At 51.2% G+C, this 18,642-nt stretch carries 17 protein-coding genes; 6 read left to right on the top strand and 11 right to left on the bottom strand.

What is annotated here, in order from left to right; genetic code table 11:
• Positions 1-2: 2 nt before the first annotated feature.
• The 9 genes from IE073_RS01470 to IE073_RS01430 all read right to left on the bottom strand — a co-directional run bounded on the left by IE073_RS01470 (position 3) and on the right by IE073_RS01430 (position 11,844).
• Complete coding sequence (locus IE073_RS01470; protein WP_189580377.1) at positions 3-902, bottom strand: sugar phosphate isomerase/epimerase family protein; 900 nt, start codon at positions 900-902, stop codon at positions 3-5.
• A complete protein-coding gene (locus IE073_RS01465) occupies positions 902-2,587 on the bottom strand; it encodes a GMC oxidoreductase (protein ID WP_189580374.1) in 1,686 nt (561 codons plus the stop codon). The genes IE073_RS01470 and IE073_RS01465 overlap by 1 nt, the downstream gene beginning before the upstream one ends.
• Positions 2,587-4,287 carry a GMC oxidoreductase gene (locus IE073_RS01460; protein WP_189580371.1) on the bottom strand — a complete coding sequence of 567 codons (1,701 nt, stop codon included), beginning with the start codon at positions 4,285-4,287 and terminating at the stop codon, positions 2,587-2,589. Before IE073_RS01460 ends, IE073_RS01465 begins: the two co-directional genes overlap by 1 nt.
• Positions 4,287-5,996, bottom strand: a complete 1,710-nt coding sequence (locus tag IE073_RS01455) for a GMC oxidoreductase (protein ID WP_189580367.1) — start codon at positions 5,994-5,996, stop codon at positions 4,287-4,289. Before IE073_RS01455 ends, IE073_RS01460 begins: the two co-directional genes overlap by 1 nt.
• A gap of 2 nt (positions 5,997-5,998) precedes the next feature.
• Positions 5,999-6,577, bottom strand: coding sequence for a gluconate 2-dehydrogenase subunit 3 family protein (locus IE073_RS01450; RefSeq protein WP_189580364.1), 579 nt, complete (start codon positions 6,575-6,577; stop codon positions 5,999-6,001).
• Positions 6,570-7,832 (bottom strand): MFS transporter, encoded by a 1,263-nt coding sequence (locus IE073_RS01445; RefSeq protein ID WP_189580361.1) that lies wholly within the window; start codon positions 7,830-7,832, stop codon positions 6,570-6,572. Before IE073_RS01445 ends, IE073_RS01450 begins: the two co-directional genes overlap by 8 nt.
• Before the next feature lie 41 nt (positions 7,833-7,873).
• The gene (locus tag IE073_RS01440) at positions 7,874-8,926 is read right to left on the bottom strand and encodes a sugar phosphate isomerase/epimerase family protein (RefSeq protein ID WP_189580358.1); all 1,053 of its coding nucleotides are present in this window, start codon (positions 8,924-8,926) and stop codon (positions 7,874-7,876) included.
• Between the two features lie 10 nt (positions 8,927-8,936).
• A complete protein-coding gene (locus tag IE073_RS01435; RefSeq protein ID WP_233349711.1) occupies positions 8,937-10,094 on the bottom strand; it encodes a Gfo/Idh/MocA family protein in 1,158 nt (385 codons plus the stop codon).
• An 85-nt stretch (positions 10,095-10,179) separates the two neighbouring features.
• A complete protein-coding gene (locus tag IE073_RS01430; protein WP_189580356.1) occupies positions 10,180-11,844 on the bottom strand; it encodes a tetratricopeptide repeat protein in 1,665 nt (554 codons plus the stop codon).
• 156 nt (positions 11,845-12,000) lie between these two features.
• Here IE073_RS01430 and IE073_RS01425 point away from each other — a divergent pair, with 156 nt between their 5' ends.
• From IE073_RS01425 to proC, 5 genes are all read left to right on the top strand, one after another.
• Positions 12,001-12,468 (top strand): hypothetical protein, encoded by a 468-nt coding sequence (locus IE073_RS01425; protein ID WP_189580354.1) that lies wholly within the window; start codon positions 12,001-12,003, stop codon positions 12,466-12,468.
• Positions 12,469-12,509: 41 nt separating this feature from the next.
• On the top strand, positions 12,510-13,424 hold the full coding sequence (trhO, locus tag IE073_RS01420; protein WP_189580353.1) for an oxygen-dependent tRNA uridine(34) hydroxylase TrhO: 915 nt from the start codon (positions 12,510-12,512) through the stop codon (positions 13,422-13,424).
• Positions 13,425-14,027: a glutathione S-transferase N-terminal domain-containing protein gene (locus IE073_RS01415; protein ID WP_267905556.1), complete on the top strand. Its 603-nt coding sequence runs from the start codon at positions 13,425-13,427 to the stop codon at positions 14,025-14,027. It abuts the gene before it with no gap.
• Between the two features lie 252 nt (positions 14,028-14,279).
• Positions 14,280-14,813, top strand: coding sequence for a type III secretion system chaperone family protein (locus IE073_RS01410; RefSeq protein ID WP_189580349.1), 534 nt, complete (start codon positions 14,280-14,282; stop codon positions 14,811-14,813).
• Entirely contained in the window at positions 14,813-15,622 is an 810-nt protein-coding gene (gene proC / locus IE073_RS01405; RefSeq protein WP_189580344.1) for a pyrroline-5-carboxylate reductase, read from the top strand. Before IE073_RS01410 ends, proC begins: the two co-directional genes overlap by 1 nt.
• A gap of 2 nt (positions 15,623-15,624) precedes the next feature.
• On the opposite strand, the gene IE073_RS01400 is transcribed toward proC, so the two are convergent.
• A complete protein-coding gene (locus IE073_RS01400) occupies positions 15,625-16,926 on the bottom strand; it encodes an ATP-binding protein (protein WP_189580339.1) in 1,302 nt (433 codons plus the stop codon).
• Positions 16,927-16,932: 6 nt separating this feature from the next.
• Positions 16,933-17,631, bottom strand: a complete 699-nt coding sequence (locus IE073_RS01395; protein ID WP_189580338.1) for a response regulator — start codon at positions 17,629-17,631, stop codon at positions 16,933-16,935.
• A 126-nt stretch (positions 17,632-17,757) separates the two neighbouring features.
• Between IE073_RS01395 and IE073_RS01390 the strand changes: the two genes are divergently transcribed.
• Entirely contained in the window at positions 17,758-18,642 is an 885-nt protein-coding gene (locus IE073_RS01390) for a branched-chain amino acid aminotransferase (RefSeq protein ID WP_189580335.1), read from the top strand.

The following is an 18,642-nucleotide window of genomic DNA, read 5'->3' as shown; positions in this document are numbered from 1 at the left end:
GATTAGAATCTCATCGCGCGCGCAGCATCAAAACTTTGTTTTACGGACCCCCGGAACGGCTTTGGCGGATTGTCATGTTCCATGATGAAATATTCCATGCCTGAAATGTCATTCAACGCGAAATAACTTTCAAAGGGCATATCGCCCTCTCCCACATTGACCATCAAGTCAGATTTAATCGCGTCAAAATCGACACTGTTTTTCCACTTGGTCGGATCACCCTTCATGTCTTTCACATGCGCCAGTTTGAACCGCCCTGGATGCGCTCGCATGAAGCTCGGAATGTCATCCAACTCTAATTTTGCCCAGAACAGATCAAGCTCAAAGTCCAGACGATCTGGATCAGTCTCATTGAGCAAAATATCCATGCCATTCACGCCGCCACCTAGATCAAAGAACTCAAACTGATGATTATGATAGGCCAGCTTAAAGCCCTCATCGCGCGCTTGGCGCCCGCGCTCATTGAACATCGCCGCGATTGATTTGTAACCTTCAACAGATCGACTTTCCTCACCGATCCAAGGCACGATCATGTAGTCAACGCCTAAGTCTTGCGCGTCTCTGACGGTTTTCGCAAAGTCATCTCTCACACCCTCAAGACTGTAATGCGTCGCCGGGCAGTAAAGACCTGCATCTTTGACCATCCCGATCATGTCTTTGGCCGAGCGTTCAGAAAAGTTCCGTCCGTTTAGTTCGACGTAATCATAACCAACATCTTTGATCATTTTCAGCGTCCCGACGGGATCATCTTCGAATATCTCGCGAAGGGTATAAGTTTGAAGTCCAATTTTATTCAGCTTTCGCGACCCGACCTCTATGGCTTCAGATGGCAATCTACCTTGGCAAGCGACCAGTCCGAGTGCAGCGGCCGTCCCGCCCATGAATAAACGTCGTGACAGCATCACAGCTCTCCTCTTTCTAACAAATCTGCCGCGTGATTTGCGGCCCGCGCAGACAGCGCCATATAGGTGATTGACGGGTTCTGGATCGCCGATGACGTCATGCAGGCTCCGTCGGTGATGAACAAATTCGGGACATCCCAAGCTTGATTCCATTTATTCAAAACGCTTGTTTTGGGGTCGCGGCCCATGCGAGCTGTCCCCATTTCGTGAATGCGATTTCCAGGCGGGGTCGGTTTGACTTTGTCTTGCCGAATATCACGAAATCCCGCTTTGGTTAGGATGTCGACGGCGTCATCAGACCCAGCTTGCATCAGTGCCATCTCGTTTGGCCCCATCGTCGCATCCATATGCGGCACCGCCAACCCCCACTGATCCTTGGTGGTAGACAAGGTCACGCGGTTATTCGGATTAGGCAGCACCTCACCATAGGTGTCCAGCGTGATCGCCCATTCGCCAGGTTTGGCTTGTCGGGCCTTATAATCGGCGCCAATTCCAGACGCATTTGCGTCCCAGCGCCCACGCTGCGTGTAGACCTGAAAGGCAAAGCCGCGCTTATAGTCTTCGGTGTATTCAGGGTAATTTCGGTATCGTGGAATGTAACCGCAGATCGGACGACGGCCCGAATAATAACGATCTTCCAGACCATCAATTTTGGCGTGAACTAAAGCACCAGCAACATGATCCATCAGGTTTCGCCCGACTTGATCAGAGCGATTTGCGAGTCCTGTTTTAAAGGTGTCTGATGTCGAATTGAGAAGAATAGCGGCTGTAGCAATAGCCGACGCGTTTAGGAAAACGATCTTGGCCGTGTAGGTCGTTGTCGCCTTCGACACGCGGTCAATGACCCGAACGCCCGAAACGCGTTTGGTTTCCTTGTCATAGATAAGGCTGTGGACGATTGAGTCAGGTTTGAGTGTCAGGTTTCCTGTGTTTCTAGCCGCGGGCAAAGATGCAGAATTGGAACTGTAATAAGCGCCAAAAGAACATCCGCGGAAACACGCATTTCGCGCCTGACAGGTTCCACGACCGAGCGCCAAATGTTCTTCCGTCGCGCGTTTCAAATTCGCGACGCGACCAACCATCATGGTCCGCTCAGGAAAATGCTCCGCCATTTTTTGCTTTAATAGCTTTTCTGCGCAGTCCATTTCGAAGGGCGGCAGAAACTTCCCATCGGGCAATTGGCCGAGACCCTCCCTAGAGCCGGACACACCAACAAATTCTTCTACCTTATCGTACCAAGGTTCCAGATCAGCGTATCGAATGGGCCAATCGACGCCTATGCCGTCGGCTTTATTGGCTTTGAAATCATGGTCCGAAAAACGGAATGACATGCGCGCCCATGTCAGGGATCGACCGCCGACGTGATGTCCGCGCAACCATTGATAATCCGTTCCAGGTGCCGTGGTGTAAGGGTAAATTCTGTCATTCGCCCACAGGTGCTTGGTCGATTCATAGAAAACATAGACGTCTTTTTGAATGGCGTAATCTCGATTGGCTTCTTCTGGCCGTACACGGTCGAGATACTTCCTATCCCACGGATCCTGCATGTCCGAGTAGTCTTTGGCGGGATCAATATCGGGACCGCGCTCAAGCACGAGAGTTTTTAAACCACGCTCACACAGCTCTTTTGCAGACCATCCGCCAGACATCCCTGACCCCACGACGATCGCATCAAAGTCAGGCATTAGAGCGCGCCCGATTGCAGCAGATCAGCCGCGTAATTAGCGGCCCGCGCAGAAAATGCCATATAGGTTAATGACGGATTTTGAGTGGCCGAGGATGTCATGAACGACCCATCCGTAATGAATAAATTAGGAATCTCATGTGATTGATTCCACCTGTTTAGGACAGAGGTTTTCGGGTTATGTCCCATTCGCGCGGTCCCCATTTCATGGACCGCCCCGCTAATTCCGTTCAAATTATTTTCAGGCTTTTGAATTTCGTATAGGTTTCGCATGCCTGCATCGGTTAAAATATCAATGGCATCTTGATGCGCAGCCCGCATTATAGCTTCTTCATTCTTCCCGAGTTTCAAATCGACAACAGCAATCGGCTGACCCCATTTATCGACCTTAGTGGCATGAGCGATCACGCGGTTGCTCTCATTTGGAAGGCATTCACCAAAAGCATGTAGAACGATCGACCAAGGACCAGGCGTCTGGTTTTGAGACTTAAATACTTGCCCGATTCCTGCCGAGTTGCCATTCCAGCGACCGCGTCCAGAATAGACTTGGTATCCCCATCCACGTTTATAAGTTTCAACATGCTTCGGAAAATTTCGATAGCGAGGAATATAACCGCCAATTGGCCGACGACCGAACACGTATCTATCTTGGAAATCATCGGATGTGCCTTGAACCATGGTCCCCTTAACATGGTCCATCAAATTCCGTCCCAATTGATCGGAACCATTGCTTAGTCCAGTGGGCATATCTTCGGTCGCCGAATTCAGGAGAATCAAAGTCGACCCAATGGTCGAAGCATTCAGGAAAACAATCTTTGCTGTGTGTGTCGTTCCAGCGCCCGTGTCGCGATCGACCACTTCCACACCCGTTATGCGGTTTTTATTTTTATCAAAGACAAGGCGACTAACCACTGCGTTAGAAATGAGCGTTAAGTTGCCTGTTCTTTTCGCCGCGGGGAGCGTGGCTGACACTGAGCTGAAATAAGCCCCATAGCTGCATCCGTGAAAACACAGATTTCGCGCCTGACATTTGCCCCGCCCGAGCGCAATTTGTTCGTCAGAGAGATGGGTTAAATGAGCGACCCGCCCCATAATGAGCTTGCGTTCTGGATAGAGTGTCTCGAGTTTTTTCTTCAAATCCGTTTCAACGCAGGTATGTTCAAAAGCAGGAAGAAAATGCTCACCATCGGGGACTTGCGGAACCCCATCTCTGTCGCCAGCTACGCCAATAAACTTCTCAACGTGGTCGTACCACGGCGCAATGTCTTTATAGCGAACTGGCCAATCAACGCCCTCTCCGTCCAGCTTATTCGCTTCGAAATCATTGTTGGAGAGACGGTAAACAGCCCGGCCCCAAAGTAATGACCTGCCGCCGACATAGTTACCACGCCGCCAATTGAAAGACTGATTTGGTGCGCGCTCATAGGGTTGTTCCCTATCTGTCAGGAAGAGATGTTTGTTACTTTCTTTCAGAGCATAATATTGACCTTGCACGAAAAAATCGCGCTCCATATCAGCATCGGAAATACGGTCAAAGTTTGGCTTTTCCCAGGGGTCGAGATGATCCGAATAATCTTTCGAAGGGTCTATCGGACGCCCCCGCTCTAGAACGCAGACTTTCAACCCGCGTTCACAGAGTTCCTTTGCAACCCAACCGCCAGAGATACCAGACCCGACGACGATTGCGTCAAAGTCCGCCATTACAGCTTACCAGATTCCATCAGTTTAGCCGCGTAATCCGCCGCGCGGGCTGAAAACGCCATGTAGGTAATGGATGGGTTTTGACACCCGCCAGACGTCATGAAGCTGCCATCTGTAATGAACAAGTTTTCTACGTCCCAGCTTTGGTTCCATTGGTTCAGAACCGACGTTTTTGGATCACGCCCCATCCGCGCTGTACCCATTTCATGGATTCCGCGTCCTGGGGCAGACATATTCTCTGCCGTGATATCATCTGGGTTGTCGGTATAATGGACGATCATACCCGCTGCCTCTAACATGGCCTTGGTGTCGCGCGTCGCGTGCTTCATCAGAGCCACTTCGTTCTCACGATGTTTCTGATTAATCACGGGGATAGGCATACCCCATTCATCCTTTTTCGTTGGATGCAGGGTCACCGTGTTGCGCTCATCCGGAAGGATCTCGCAGAAGGCAACGATACCAACACTCCACGGACCCGGTTTGCGGTTTGCGTCTTTATAGTCTTCGCCGATACCCGATTGACCGACGTTAGACTGCCAGGTTTCGCGATAAATTCGGCCCTGATACCCATAGCCACGCACAGAGTCTGTGCTCTCTTCTGTATGGTTGCGGAAGCGCGGGATGTAGAATCCATTGGGTCGTTTTCCGTAGTGATATTTGTCCTCAAACCCCGGCATAGTAGCGGCGGCGCCCGCGCCAGCCACGTGATCCATCAGGTTCTTGCCAAGTTGTCCTGAACTATTGGCTAGACCATTTGGCGCACCTTCATGCGCGGAATTCAACAAAATCATTGTCGTCGCAATGGTCGACGCATTCAGGAATACAACACGAGCCGTGATGGTTTTCTTTTCCTTTGTGTTGACGTTGATGGTTTGCACGCCCGTTGCTCGGCCTGTCTCCATATCGTGATCGACCTTCAGAACAGCCGTATCGGTAATCATGGTTAGATTACCTGTACGCTTCGCCGCTGGCAAAGTTGCCACATTCGAATTGAAATATGCACCGAATGAGCAGCCGCGGTAGCAAAGGTCACGCGCTTGGCATTGCCCGCGACCCAGTGCGATTTGCTCTGGCGTAGGCTTCGTCAGGTTTGCAACGCGGCCAGGAATGACCTTACGCCCGGGGAATTTTGCTTCAACGCGAGCTTTGAATTCAAGTTCAGCACAGGTGAGCTCGTGCGGCGGTTGGAAGACGCCGTCAGGAAGAATATCAAGACCCTCTTCGGACCCGCTAATACCTGCGAAATATTCGACCTTGTCATACCAAGGCTCGATGTCTTTATAACGCACAGGCCAATCAACGCCGTGACCGTCTTTCTTATTCGCTTCAAAATCGATTTCAGACATGCGGTAGCTTTGACGGCCCCACATGATGGAACGACCGCCAGTTTGGTATCCGCGAAGCCAGCCATAGCTTGTGCCATCTGCAACCTCATATGGATGCTTATTGTCGTCAACCCAATATTGCTTGGTGTTTTGATTAAAAGCGTAAACCGTGTGTTGAATGGGGTGCTTTGCTTTGTCCTCGTCAGACGTTCGATCAAGGTTTGGCGTATCCCAAGGGTCGACCATATCCGTATAGTCTTTTTCGGGTGTGATCTGACGTCCGCGCTCTATCACGGCGACTTTAAATCCGCGCTCACAAAGCTCTTTTGCGACCCAGCCGCCCGACATTCCGGACCCAACTACAATTACGTCGAAATCTGCCATGATTATGTTGCCCACGTCTTAGGTTGATCGGAAAGCGGCACGCAGCCTTTGAACTCTCCCGGCACAGGTTCATATGCGAGCTCTTCCGTCGCGCCGGGCTCCGACATGTAATAGGCCGTCGCGATAGTTGATTTCATATCTTTGTAGAAATTGTCGAAGCCAGATTCCGCGTAAGCCTTCGCATCATATTTTCCGAGCAGGTTCGCCTGTTGAGAGGGCACCATTTTCGCAAAATTCTGGCCTCCAGTTTGGAGGAAATGCTGCTCTAGATTTTTCAGACCTTCGCGCCAATACATGCGGTAATTATCGTCGCCCCACTCTGTAAAGAGCGTTTGCAAAACAGCGGGAACGCCAGCCTCGACCGCACCAGCTGTTTCAGTTTTTGGGATAATCGTCTGCGCTAAGGCTCCTACTAACGCCATTTCAGATGCGGTTAGCTTTGGCCCGCCGACAAGACCTCGGGGTTGAGCGGCATCATTGGCCTCGCCACCGGCTTTACACGCCGCCAATGCGCCAGCAGCGGAGATTGCCAACATGGCTTTAATGGCATCACGACGGTTAGACATAAAAGAATTAGTCATTTGCGGCCTCCAAAGTGAAACGCTTGCGAAGAACGAACAAAATCGCGAACGCGACGGTTAGAACAATCGGAAAAATCAGAATTTTGCTCAAAGTATCCTGCCCCGCCATAAGCGTTACAGCATTCCCTTCTAAGCCAGCCGCTTCCGCTTTAGCGGTTGCGGCATCGATCCACCCACCGATGACAGGTGTCCAAGCAAATAGCCCGAGCATGCCTGCACCGCCGACAATCGACATGCCCAGTGCGCCAGTTTTTGGCAGGTATTCAGACACGAAGCCGATCATCGTCGGCCAGAAGTAACAGACGCCAATCGCAAACACGATTGCCGCAACATAAGTCATTCCACCTGTTGCGATTGACAGGAGGAAAACTCCGAGTGTGGTCATAACGGCGGAGAACAACAAAACGCCAACAGGATTGAGAGCATGGACCAGTGGCCCCGCGAAATAGCGTCCAACTGCCATCAATCCGGTTACGATTGCCAGTATAATCAATGGGTTTGCGCCAGAACTTTCAAGCAGTGAACCGACCCATTGCTGCGTACCTAATTCCGTTGTTGCTGTGATCGTCATCAAGATTGCGATGCCGATGAAAAGCGGAGAAATCATCGCTTTGAGGTTTTTGCCCGTGTCGGTCTCATCCGATTTATCTAACGCCACATCTGGAAATTTCGTCGTGAAAATCATCCAGCCATAAATGAGTGTGGGGATAATCATAATTGCAATTTCCAACTGCCATGTTGGACGTCCATCGCCACCAAACAATGACTTTATCGCCAGCGCAGCCAAGGAGCCGACGACGATACCACCAGGGAACCAAACATGAAACTTGTTCAGCATCGTTGTTTTATCGTTGGAATACATCGTTGCAATCATTGGGTTACAAGCCGCCTCAACAGAGCCATTCGCGAAACCAACAAGGAAAGTTGAAATCATCAAGCCCCAGAAACCACCCGCGAAAATGGTTAGAGCCAAACCAACCAAATGTCCGATGAACGCAAAAATCATGATCAAGCGTGGGCCTGTTGCGTTATAAATTAGTCCGCCCAAGACCGTTGCAACTGGAAATCCGAAAAACGCCATCCCTGCAGTCCAGCCGAGTTGCTTTTTGGTGAGAGCAAACTCTGCACCAAGATCATTAAGCATCCCAGCGCGGATCGCGAAGGTCATCGCCGTGACGCAAAGCGCGACACAACTTAGAACAAACAATCTATTCGGCCTTAGGTCCTCGGACCCTCCCGCAGTTACAGCAACCATGTCTTTCCCCTTAATTTTAATTCGATCCTTCAGCGTTGGCTTTATGACAGGCCAAGCATCTTCCGGTTTGTTTCTTTATCCGCTTTGCCACCCGCGAAGTCGTCAAACGCTTTGTCTGTTACGCGAATGATATGATCATTGACAAATTGTGCGCCTTCGCGCGCTCCGTCTTGATTATGTTTCAACGCACATTCCCACTCCACAACGGCCCAACCATCGAAATCATAGGCGGCCAGTTTCGAGAAGATGCCTTTGAAATCGACCTGTCCGTCACCAAGTGAACGGAAACGTCCAGGGCGATCAACCCAACTCTGATATCCGCCATAAATGCCCGATTTCCCATTTGGCCGGAATTCCGCATCCTTCACATGGAACATTTTGATACGGTCATGGTAGTGATCAATGAAGGCAAGGTAATCGAGCTGCTGCAACACAAAATGCGACGGGTCATAGAGAATGTTGCAGCGTGGGTGGTTATCGACCTCGGCCAAGAAGCGCTCAAATGTCACACCATCGTGAAGATCTTCACCCGGGTGAATTTCATAGCAAACATCAACACCCTCATCCTCATAATGATCGAGGATCGGACGCCACCGACGCGCCAACTCTGCGAACCCCTCTTCAACGAGTCCCGCCGGGCGTTGTGGCCACGGATACATATACGGCCAGACTAGCGCGCCCGGAAAGGACACACTGCGATCAAGACCCAAACGGCGCGACGCGGTTGCCGCATATTTAACTTGTTGAACAGCCCATTCCTGACGGTCCGTTGGTTTTCCGTGCAAATGTTCGGGCGCAAACGCATCAAACGCTGTGTCGTAAGCTGGATGAACGGCAACGAGTTGCCCTTGGATATGGGTGGAAAGCTCTGTGATTTCCAACCCGCATTCCGCAATGCGGCCCTTCAAATCGTCGCAATAATCTTGGCTTTCCGCCGCCAATTTTAGATCCATAACAACAGGATTATCAGACGGAAGTTGAACCCCTTTATAGCCCGCATCAGCCATCCACTTGCACGCATTTTCGAGTGTGTCGAAGGGCGCATCACCCATGAATTGCGCGAGAAATATTCCAGGGCCTTTGAGTGTTTTCATAGCGAGTTTCTCATGTTTTAATTTCAGTCCATTCGGAATTATTTGCGGAAGACTCTAAAAGCGCGTCCACGAAGGCCATGCCGCGCACGGCCCCATCTATGCCCGTTGCGACCGCACCCTCATTTCGCAGCGCTTGCGCAAATTCGCGGTATACATTGGCAAAAGCCTCTAAATATCCTTCGGGATGGCCGGGCGGCGTACGGAAGCCAGCTTGCGCCCCTTCAGATAAATAGCCTTGGCCCGCGCGCAGGATTTCCGTTGGCTTATCAGCATAGGTCCGAAGCAGCGTGTTGGGCTCTTCCTGATGCCACTCCAATCCACCCGTTTCACCGTAGATCCGGATCGACAGCGTGTTCTCTTTTCCGACGCAGATTTGAGAGGCCGACAAAGTACCCTTCACGCCGTCTTCCATACGGAAAAGAGCAGAGCCGTCATCGTCCAAACGACGTCCGTCCACAAAGGTCGTCAAATCTGCAGCAACATGGGTGATTTTCTTACGCGTCATGAACTCAGCCAAGTTGTGAGCGTGGGTCCCGATGTCCCCCATACACCCTGATCCACCCGACTTCGCGGGATCGGTGCGCCAATCTGCTTGCTTATTTTCGAGCTCAGTTGCTAGCCAGCCTTGGATATATTCGACGAAAACCTTGCGCACCTTACCTATGCCGCCAGCCTCAATAATTCGCCGTGCTTCACCGACCAACGGATAGCCCAGATAAGTATGTGTCAAACCATATGCGAGGTGTGGGTTTTCAGAGACAATGTCGCGCAGGGCTTTCGCTTCGGCAACATTCAGGGTCGCGGGCTTGTCAGACAAAACATGAAAGCCTGCCTCTAGCGCGGCTTTTGCAACGGGGAAATGGACATGGTTTGGCGTAACAATGGCGACGAACTCCATGCGTTCATCTGCTGGCAAAGCTGCCTCCGCGCGCATCATCTCTACATAATCCGCGTAACAACGGTCCGCATTTAGACCTAGCGACGCGCCTGTTCGGGCAGTGTTTTCGGGATCACGAGAAAATGCGCCGCAGACTAATTGAATCTCACCATCTAACCGCGCGGCCCAGCGGTGCACAGCGCCAATGAAGGCTCCCTCGCCGCCGCCCACCATACCCATCCGAACGGGATTAGCAGGGCTTGGTTGTTTTGATGACGCCCTTGAGCTCATTACAAAATCCCCTCAACTGGTCGTCGGCTATCCCGATCTTACCAAAAATTTTCAAGTCGCGCGCCTTACTGTGACAACGCTGTCATTAGATAGACGATTTTAGACTCGTGATGTCAAGACCAGCCAAGGCCAAACCGTCATAAACCTGCCGCGCAAGTTTCGGCTCTAAATGCCATAGTTCGATCGATATAGAGGCTTCGGCTTGGTAGTTTGGATTCGCGGCGAGAACGGCGTCTATAATCGCGCGTGTTTCTTCCACCTCCCCTAAGTAAGCCTTTGCGGAAAGACCAAACAAATAAAATATAGCGGGTGTATCAGCGAGGCCTTTCTCAACTAAACCCGCCACCGAGTCATAGCGTTTCTCAGAAAAGTCGACGATCATTTGCGGCAAGTGATACCAGGTTGGCGCACGGCCAATCAGCCGCAAAGCCGCCGATTGCATAATCGAAGCCCGTTCCATTTCACCTCGCAACGCCAAACAAATCGCGTAATAGGCCAGCTTGGAATAGTCATTCGGGTTTAAAGACAATGCGCGACGAATCATCCGATCCGCGTCATCAAACCGCCCTTGATGGAAATAGGCTTGAAACAGAGCATAATAACCCATGGCATTTTGACCATCGACACTCAACGCCCGACGCGCTGTTCGCTTCGCTTCATTCAATCGCACTTCAATGTTTTCTGGCGGCAAACATTGCGTCGCCATAAATACATTCATTAGAGATCGGATAGCCCAACCAGTGGAGAAATCAGGTTGGGATTCCGTGACGCGGGTAACATCGTGCATCAAGGCCTCAGCCTGATTGCGCGTCGGCGATAATTTGATATCGTAATATCGTAGCACACAATTATAAGCGGCCATCGAGTCCTGCCGACCATCAGAGCTCAGTCTGTTGTATCTATTCACTGCCCCGTAAGGAGCCGCCACAGCGGCCGCCGTATAGGACGCGATTTCCTCCTGTAAATTAAACAGGCCACCTGGCTGGAACTCGCGATCGTAGACACGCGAGAAAAGATGCTCTCCTGTAAGGCAACGTATCAAGCTGACGGTGACACGAAAAACTTGACCGTCACGCCGAACGCTTCCTGATAGAATAAAGTCAGCCCCGTATTCAGCACCCACCTCACGCACAGATCGCCCTGACGATATGGCCGTCACTGTGGGACCCAAGGTAATAATTCGCATCGAACGAAATTGCACGAGTGCGTTTACAATCTCTGCTGAGACCCCGTCTGCGAAGCGTGGTTCTCCATTTTTTGGCTTCGGCGATAAGTCATCTAAGGTCATGACGGCTATGCAGGGTCGTGGATCAGACGTCTCGGCATTCGTCGGTCGATAAAAGCCTTCGGGGTCGGCCTCTGTTTCGATATCGGGCGATTGTCGAATTTCGAATGTTGGAGCATAACGCCCTTTAGGCACAAGAATCCTGACCTCCGCGTCTTGACCACGCTCAGCATAATACAGGTCTAAACGACGCCGAAGCTGCCCTGCTTGCACACGAACGATTGTATCGGCTTGCGGATCGAAATCATCAGGACGGTCAAAAACCTCAACGCCGATGACGTAGCCTTTTAATCGCCCGCCTCTACCCGCAAGCGTTTCTTCTGTGACGTATCGGAGAAAACGCTTCATTCGGGTCGTGTCGCGGAAAAGCGGATCGTTGCATAAACGCTCTAACTCGGCTCTGACGAGGTCACCCTCTTCGGAACTTATCGCGTCTGACGGTATGGCTGTCGCAGCGCCGGCCATATGTATACCTTTTTACCGAGTGCCCATTTCCCTGAATTTTTGTAGGGAGCTTACCGCACGCATGCAACAAGCTTCTAGATTTCCTGCGCCTCTGGTTGGACTTGTTCTCCGTTCAGCTGACTTGATAGTACTGGCGCACTCAACTATGCCACAAACATGAAATTTTTTCTCCGCTCTCTCATCCTCACTTCCACTGCAGCGTTATTGAGCGCCTGCGCCTCTACCCCTGACCCCGCAGTCATTTGTTCATCAGAATGGATCGCACCCCGCGCTGAGACCGCCATCAACCGGATAGAAAAGCGCGCGAAATCGTCGTTCCGCACTTTGAGTAAAGCTTCGAAAACTTGGTCTGCTGGTAAGACACCTGGTCCAATTCAGATGTATTCTCTCTCACGGGCGCTGAAAAGTTTGGAGAAAGAACTCACGCAAGGGCAAGGCATAAAAGACCTGAAGATGGTCGCCAAAACGTGCAATAACCCAAATATTATTAAGAACTCAATGCGCGACCTGATGCGGCGTCAGGGTGTGTCAGACCGATTGATCCAGCAAATAGAAGATTTCCCAATATATCAAAATGCGATTTCCAGTATAACGGAGCCAGAGCCGGTGACCCCGAGCCGCTAGTGCGGCTTGACGAACTTATCCGACAAACCTAGATCGCGGTCATGACCTTTCACGTCGCTGCACTCTATAAATTTACGACACTCTCCGATTACGTGAAGCTCCGCGAGCCTTTGCAGAATATGTGCGATTTGGTGGGCGCGAAGGGCACACTATTACTGGCGCAAGAAGGCATAAATGGCACGATTGCTGGTCCAAAACAGTCGATTGATGCCGTCATTTCCTTTCTGCGAGCGGACCCTCGTCTGAACGATCTGGATGTAAAATTCTCAAACGCGTCTGAGATGCCGTTCTACCGAATGAAAGTCAGGTTAAAACGGGAAATCGTGACAATGGGTGTCGAAGGCGTTGACCCGAATAAGACCGTCGGGACTTATGTGGACCCTGCGGAGTGGAACGACCTGATCACAGACCCCGATACAATCCTGATTGACACCCGCAACGATTATGAAGTTGGCATTGGCACCTTTAAAGGGGCTGTGAATCCAGAGACGAGCACCTTCCGCGAATTCCCCGCTTGGGTCGACGCGAATCGTGACAAAATCAACAAACCCAAAGTCGCAATGTTTTGTACTGGCGGTATTCGCTGTGAGAAAGCCTCTTCATTCATGTTGGAGAATGGCTTTGATGACGTTTATCATCTCAAAGGTGGCATTCTCAAATACCTTGAAACGCAAGATGAAAAATCAAGCTTATGGGAGGGAGATTGTTTCGTTTTTGATCAACGCGTAGCGGTGACACATGGCTTAGCAGAGTCGGAATATGATCAATGTTTCGCCTGTCGCCGCCCCATTACCGAAGCAGACAAATTACTCGCAGCCTATGAAAAAGGCGTGTCTTGTCATCATTGCCACAATGAAATGACATTCGAGCAAAAGGCGGCATTTGCTGAACGACAGAAGCAAATTTCCTTGGCTCGTGCGCGAGGTGACTTGCATATCGGGCGCAAGGCCGAATAATTGCATCCGGTTTTATATAGTTTTCGTCGGTGCCCCTATGCGATGCGCGCCCGTATGGCGCTTCATACCGCAGGCATTGACTATGAGCATCGAGAAGTTCTCCTCCGCAATAAACCCCAACACATGTTGGACATCTCTCCCAAAGGTTCTGTACCCGTTTTCATCCGCGACGACGGCCGGGTTTTAGACGAAAGTCTGGACATTATGCGGTGGGCATTGCCTGGCGCTAGCATCGCCTCGGAGATCACCCGTGCTATTGACGGACCGTTTAAACATCATCTTGACCGGTATAAATATGCCTCACGTTACGATGAGACCGCCAAGCGCGGGGACATTGATTTAAGCCACCGTGGCGAGGCGGTAGCGGCTCTGAAGCTATTGGATCACCGCCTCGACAGTACAGCTTACCTATCAGGTACGGAGCTCGGCCCCGATGATATGGCCAGTTTTCCCTTTGTCCGCCAGTTTGCGGCCGTAGAACCAGAATGGTGGTTCGAAACAAGGGATGTCCTAAACCTGCAGAGCTGGCTCACAAAGTGTGTTCAATCCGACTTGTTTGCGGCGATAATGAGAAAACATCCTGCTTGGGAACCGCCGACTTAGCCCGTCTTTCAAAGCTGGCATCCCTGCGCCTCCCACCATACAGTTCTGAACACTCGTCCATATCTTCGCCGAAGACGTAATTCGGCCCCTACGGCAGCCGCCTTACTTGCAATGACAGCCTAAATTTGACGTTATCGCACGGATAACCCCAGCTATTTTCGGTTATCAACACGCGTTAAAGCCTGCGCCCTTGCCAGAATCGCGAATGCACATAGCGTGTCATCAAAAGCTAAAACGATTCATCAGGATTACATGTCTTACGCTGATCAACGCCATTTACGACCCAGCCCGAGCCTTTCGGGCGCACTCGGGGTTCGCCAAAATCCGCTAGAGGTGTTCACGCGCATCTGCGTGGCCGAAGGGTATGACCATGAGCAGGTCGACATCAATGAATTACAAATCAGCCTCCCGGGCCTTTGGTGCGAGCATGAAGTCTCACTCACTTGGAATGCAGCAACCGAACAAATCCAAGTCTTTCTTTTATTCGAAGGTCGGATGCCTGGCGGTCGGTCTGACGATATTTGTCGTTTGATGAGCCTCCTCAACGAACGTCTTGCATCAGGGCATTTCGATTATTGGGACAAGAAGCGGTGTTTAGTATATCGCGACGCGGCCTCTTTCAGAGGCGGTGCGAAGTTGGGGACCGAACAGGGGATGGATATGTTGGCCCATGCTCTAGACGCCGCAGAGCGCGGCTACCCAGCCTGCCAATATGTGATTTGGGCTGGAAAATCACCGGAGGACGCTCTCACCAGCGCCCTCGTTGATCTCGCGGCACATCCGTAATGGCCGCAACGCATCTTCTTATCGGGGCTGGAAAGATGGGCGGCGCCTTGCTCAGCGGCTGGCTGGATTCGGGCTTAATTCCGCCTCGTAAAATCGTGATTTTAGACCCCGCTCCCGGCCCGCAGGCAGTCTATGCCATTGAACGAGGTGCAAAACACATCACGGATCCCGCAGACATCCCACGATCTGTGCGAGTCGTTCTACTTGCTGTGAAACCTCAGCTTTTTGAGAAAATCGGTGAGCCCCTCGGCGCAGTCTTATCTCCAACAGCTTTGATCGTTTCGATTTTGGCGGGAACAAGCCTTCAGAAGCTAGACCAAGCTTTTGGCGGGCGCGTCGTCATTCGAGCCATGCCAAACACGCCAGCTGCCATCGGTGCTGGCATCAGCGCTATTTACGTAGACCCAAATATTGCGCCCGAGACAATTCTTATCGCTGAAAACCTGCTCAAATCCGGCGGCGAGGTTGTCCGTGTTGACAGCGAAGCCGCGCTAAATGCTGTTACCGCTGTCTCAGGTTCTGGCCCAGCTTATGTATTCCATTTGGTCGAAGCCTTAGAGGCGGGTGCAAAAGACTTAGGATTACCAGCAGATGTAGCGGCGAAACTCGCGCGTGAAACAGTCATTGGCTCGGCAAAATTACTTGATGCCTCAGATGAAAGCCCCGCGACGCTGCGGAAAAATGTAACTTCACCCAACGGGACGACCCAAGCTGCATTGGATGTCTTGATGGGCGAAATGGGGCTTTCGAAGCTTATTATCGCCGTCGTCAGAGCCGCGTTTGCTCGTGCTAAACAGCTTGCGGAATAGGTTTACAGCGGAAGGCGTAAAGTCGCGCGTAATCCGCCCAGTTCACTATCTCCTAAAATTATCGTGCCTCCGTGCAGTTGCGCAATATCTTGGGCAATCGATAGGCCCAATCCGACACCTTCGATATTCTGATTTCGGGCATCATCCAGCCGTTGAAAAGCTTTGAAAACGGCTTGCCGTTGCGACTCTGGAATACCGGGCCCATCATCATCAACGGTTATGAGCAGATCTCCGCCACGCTCTTGCACCGAAAGAAGGCAAATACTTGCGTATTTACGGGCATTGTTGATGAGATTCACAAGGCACCGACGCAGCATTACTGGCCGTATAGATATTTCTAACTCCTCAAAAGGCTCCACAGTTACTTGTCGCCCTTTAACCGCGCTCGCAACAAAGTCAGTCAAACTGACGGTATGGGGCTTTTCCTCTCCCATGCCGCGCGCGAAGTCCAGATAGCCCGACAACATGGCGTCCATTTCATCTACATCGCGTCGAGCCGCCCGCGTATCTTCGTTATCATCTTGCATTGCGAGTTGCAGTTTCAACCGCGTCAAGGGTGTCCGGAGATCATGTGAAACCCCAGCCAACATGAGAGTGCGCTGTTCCAAATGTCGACCAATTCGGCGTCGCATTTTCAGGAAACTCTGCCCCGCCATTCGCACCTCTGATGCGCCGCGCGGTTTAAACCCGGAAATATCTTGCCCTTTACCAAAGGCGGCTGCTGCGTCGGCCAACTCTCGAATGGGATCCGACTGACGTCGAATGAATAGAATGGAGATGACGGAAAGGACAACGGTCGCCGTAATCAACCAAAAAATGAACACGAACCCAGTCGGTGCAAATACACGTTCACGCGCCGCGACAAAGCGCAACACGCCCTGATCGACCTGAACACGGATATCAATGTGGTTGGGATATCGTGTGGTATCGAACCAGAACGGGACATCAACGGCTTCTGTAAGACTCTTACGTAACGTTCTGTCCAAATTGGAGAAAAATGATTTCCTATTCGAGATAGGCAAGACATCCCCTGATCGCAGGACCACAGACAACTCCATGTCAGGACGAAGCAAGGCGTCCAATTTATTCGCGTTTTCCAGCGTCGGGTCCTGGCGAAACAATTGAGTCGCCACCGCGACATCCGCCGCAACAGAATCGGACAGACTCGACGTAACACGCGCCCAATGCGCATTGAAAAAGAACCAAGCCACCAACATCTGCATGACAACGATTGGCAAAATGATAATTAGAAACGCTCGCCAAAATATTGACTTTGGAAGAACATTTCTGAGCGAAAAAGCCATGAAAGTCTAAACCGCGTCAGACACCAAACGGTACCCCTCGCCGCGAACGGTCAAAAGGAATTGCGGCTCGGATGTGTCATCCTCCAACTTGCGTCGTAAGCGTGTCATTTGCACATCGACAGCGCGCTCGGATTGCGCCTTGATATTCTCCGACAAAATATAGCGTGACACCACGGCTCCAGCTTGACCTGCCAGCAAAGAAAGAAGCGTCTGTTCGCCAGTTGTCAGTTTCATCTGCTTTCCATTCTTGCGCAAAAGACTTTTGGTTAAATCATATTCATAGGGGCCGAAGACGACTTTATCCGCGGTTTGGGCCTTTCCCGAACGACGAAAGACGTTATCAATCCGAAGAAGAAGCTCTTCAGGTTCGAACGGTTTCGCAAGGTAATCGTCGGCGCCTGAGCGCAATCCTGCGATCCGTTGATCCGCTTCACCTAACGCCGTCAGAAGAATAATAGGAACATCGTGATGCTCACGTAGCGATTTGGTCAAGCTCAACCCGTCTTCGCCGGGCATCATGATGTCGATAATCAAAAGGTCGTACTTTAACCCACTCATTTTCTGGCGGGCTTCATCTGCGTTCGCAGCTGCGCTGGCGCGGTATCCCTGCTTAATCAGATAGCGAGAAAGTAAGTCCCGGATACGGTCATCGTCATCAATGATGAGAACATGAATATCTGCGCGATCAAGATATGTGGTACTCATGCCCTATTTGCTCCCTAATCGTCTAATCTTCGAACTTTTTTTATCTGGCATAGATGTTAAATGGCTTGTAACTGAAGCGCTGGCAAGACACCTGCACCTCACCGCTGGATTCAAGAGAGAAACACGATGATCGAAAAAGCCTATCATGACCGCGACGGGCACATCTGGTTGGACGGCGAATTCGTCGATTGGCGCGAAACGAAAATCCACGTGCTCACCCACTCTCTACATTATGGTTCCTGCGTATTCGAAGGAAACCGCGCCTATGAGGGCAAGGTCTTTCGTCTGACTGATCACAGCAAGCGTTTGATGAATTCAGCTGACTTGCTCGGCTACAAAATCCCCTATTCTTTGGAAGAAATCGATCAAGCCTGTCTCGATACACTGGCAAAGACAGGTCTAGAAGATGCTTACCTTCGTCCTTTCGCTTGGCGCGGCTCGAATATGATGGGTGTCGCGTCTAAGAACAACCAAATTCATTTTGGTGTCGCTGCCTGGCATTGGGGCAGCTATTTCTCAGACAAGATGAAAGGCATTCGCCTTTGTATCTCGGACTGGATTCGCCCAGACCCACGTTCAGCGCCCTGCAAATCTAAAGCGGCGGGTCTCTACATGATCTGCACGCTGGCAAAAGATAAAGCCCAAGCTACAGGCTGGGATGACGCATTAATGTATGATTTCAAAGGTCGCGTTGCAGAGTGCACGGGCGCGCACATCTTCTTTGTGCGTGATGGCGAGTTACATACTCCGACCAACGATATACTTTTGGAAGGCATCACGCACGACACGGTTTGTCGCCTTGCAGCACTACGCGGTTACAAAGTTCACAAACGGGACATTCATCCGTCTGAACTACCGCATTTTGACGAGTGTTTCGTCGTTGGGACAGCGGCAGAGGTTACGCCAGTCCGCGAAATTGATGGCATGCATTATACTGTTGGCGAAGTTTGCCACGCGCTCGCGTCCGATTATGACGATTGCGTGCGCGGGAAAATCGATATTGGCGTTTAG

The sequence above is a fragment of the Litorimonas cladophorae genome (assembly GCF_014652455.1).
GTDB classification, from domain to species: domain Bacteria; phylum Pseudomonadota; class Alphaproteobacteria; order Caulobacterales; family Maricaulaceae; genus Litorimonas; species Litorimonas cladophorae.
Note: the sequence above shows the minus strand (reverse complement) of the source record. Positions and strands in the feature narration are given on the sequence as shown.

Excerpts from the sequence above, each read along its gene's own strand:
- IE073_RS01470 (WP_189580377.1), bottom strand. The coding sequence starts at position 902 with ATGCTGTCACGACGTTTATTCATGGGCGGGACGGCCGCTGCACTCGGA.
- IE073_RS01465 (WP_189580374.1), bottom strand. The coding sequence starts at position 2,587 with ATGCCTGACTTTGATGCGATCGTCGTGGGGTCAGGGATGTCTGGCGGA.
- IE073_RS01460 (WP_189580371.1), bottom strand. The coding sequence starts at position 4,287 with ATGGCGGACTTTGACGCAATCGTCGTCGGGTCTGGTATCTCTGGCGGT.
- IE073_RS01455 (WP_189580367.1), bottom strand. The coding sequence starts at position 5,996 with ATGGCAGATTTCGACGTAATTGTAGTTGGGTCCGGAATGTCGGGCGGC.
- IE073_RS01450 (WP_189580364.1), bottom strand. The coding sequence starts at position 6,577 with ATGACTAATTCTTTTATGTCTAACCGTCGTGATGCCATTAAAGCCATG.
- IE073_RS01445 (WP_189580361.1), bottom strand. The coding sequence starts at position 7,832 with ATGGTTGCTGTAACTGCGGGAGGGTCCGAGGACCTAAGGCCGAATAGA.
- IE073_RS01440 (WP_189580358.1), bottom strand. The coding sequence starts at position 8,926 with ATGAAAACACTCAAAGGCCCTGGAATATTTCTCGCGCAATTCATGGGT.
- IE073_RS01435 (WP_233349711.1), bottom strand. The coding sequence starts at position 10,094 with ATGAGCTCAAGGGCGTCATCAAAACAACCAAGCCCTGCTAATCCCGTT.
- IE073_RS01430 (WP_189580356.1), bottom strand. The coding sequence starts at position 11,844 with ATGGCCGGCGCTGCGACAGCCATACCGTCAGACGCGATAAGTTCCGAA.
- IE073_RS01425 (WP_189580354.1), top strand. The coding sequence starts at position 12,001 with ATGAAATTTTTTCTCCGCTCTCTCATCCTCACTTCCACTGCAGCGTTA.
- trhO (WP_189580353.1), top strand. The coding sequence starts at position 12,510 with ATGACCTTTCACGTCGCTGCACTCTATAAATTTACGACACTCTCCGAT.
- IE073_RS01410 (WP_189580349.1), top strand. The coding sequence starts at position 14,280 with ATGTCTTACGCTGATCAACGCCATTTACGACCCAGCCCGAGCCTTTCG.
- proC (WP_189580344.1), top strand. The coding sequence starts at position 14,813 with ATGGCCGCAACGCATCTTCTTATCGGGGCTGGAAAGATGGGCGGCGCC.
- IE073_RS01400 (WP_189580339.1), bottom strand. The coding sequence starts at position 16,926 with ATGGCTTTTTCGCTCAGAAATGTTCTTCCAAAGTCAATATTTTGGCGA.
- IE073_RS01395 (WP_189580338.1), bottom strand. The coding sequence starts at position 17,631 with ATGAGTACCACATATCTTGATCGCGCAGATATTCATGTTCTCATCATT.
- IE073_RS01390 (WP_189580335.1), top strand. The coding sequence starts at position 17,758 with ATGATCGAAAAAGCCTATCATGACCGCGACGGGCACATCTGGTTGGAC.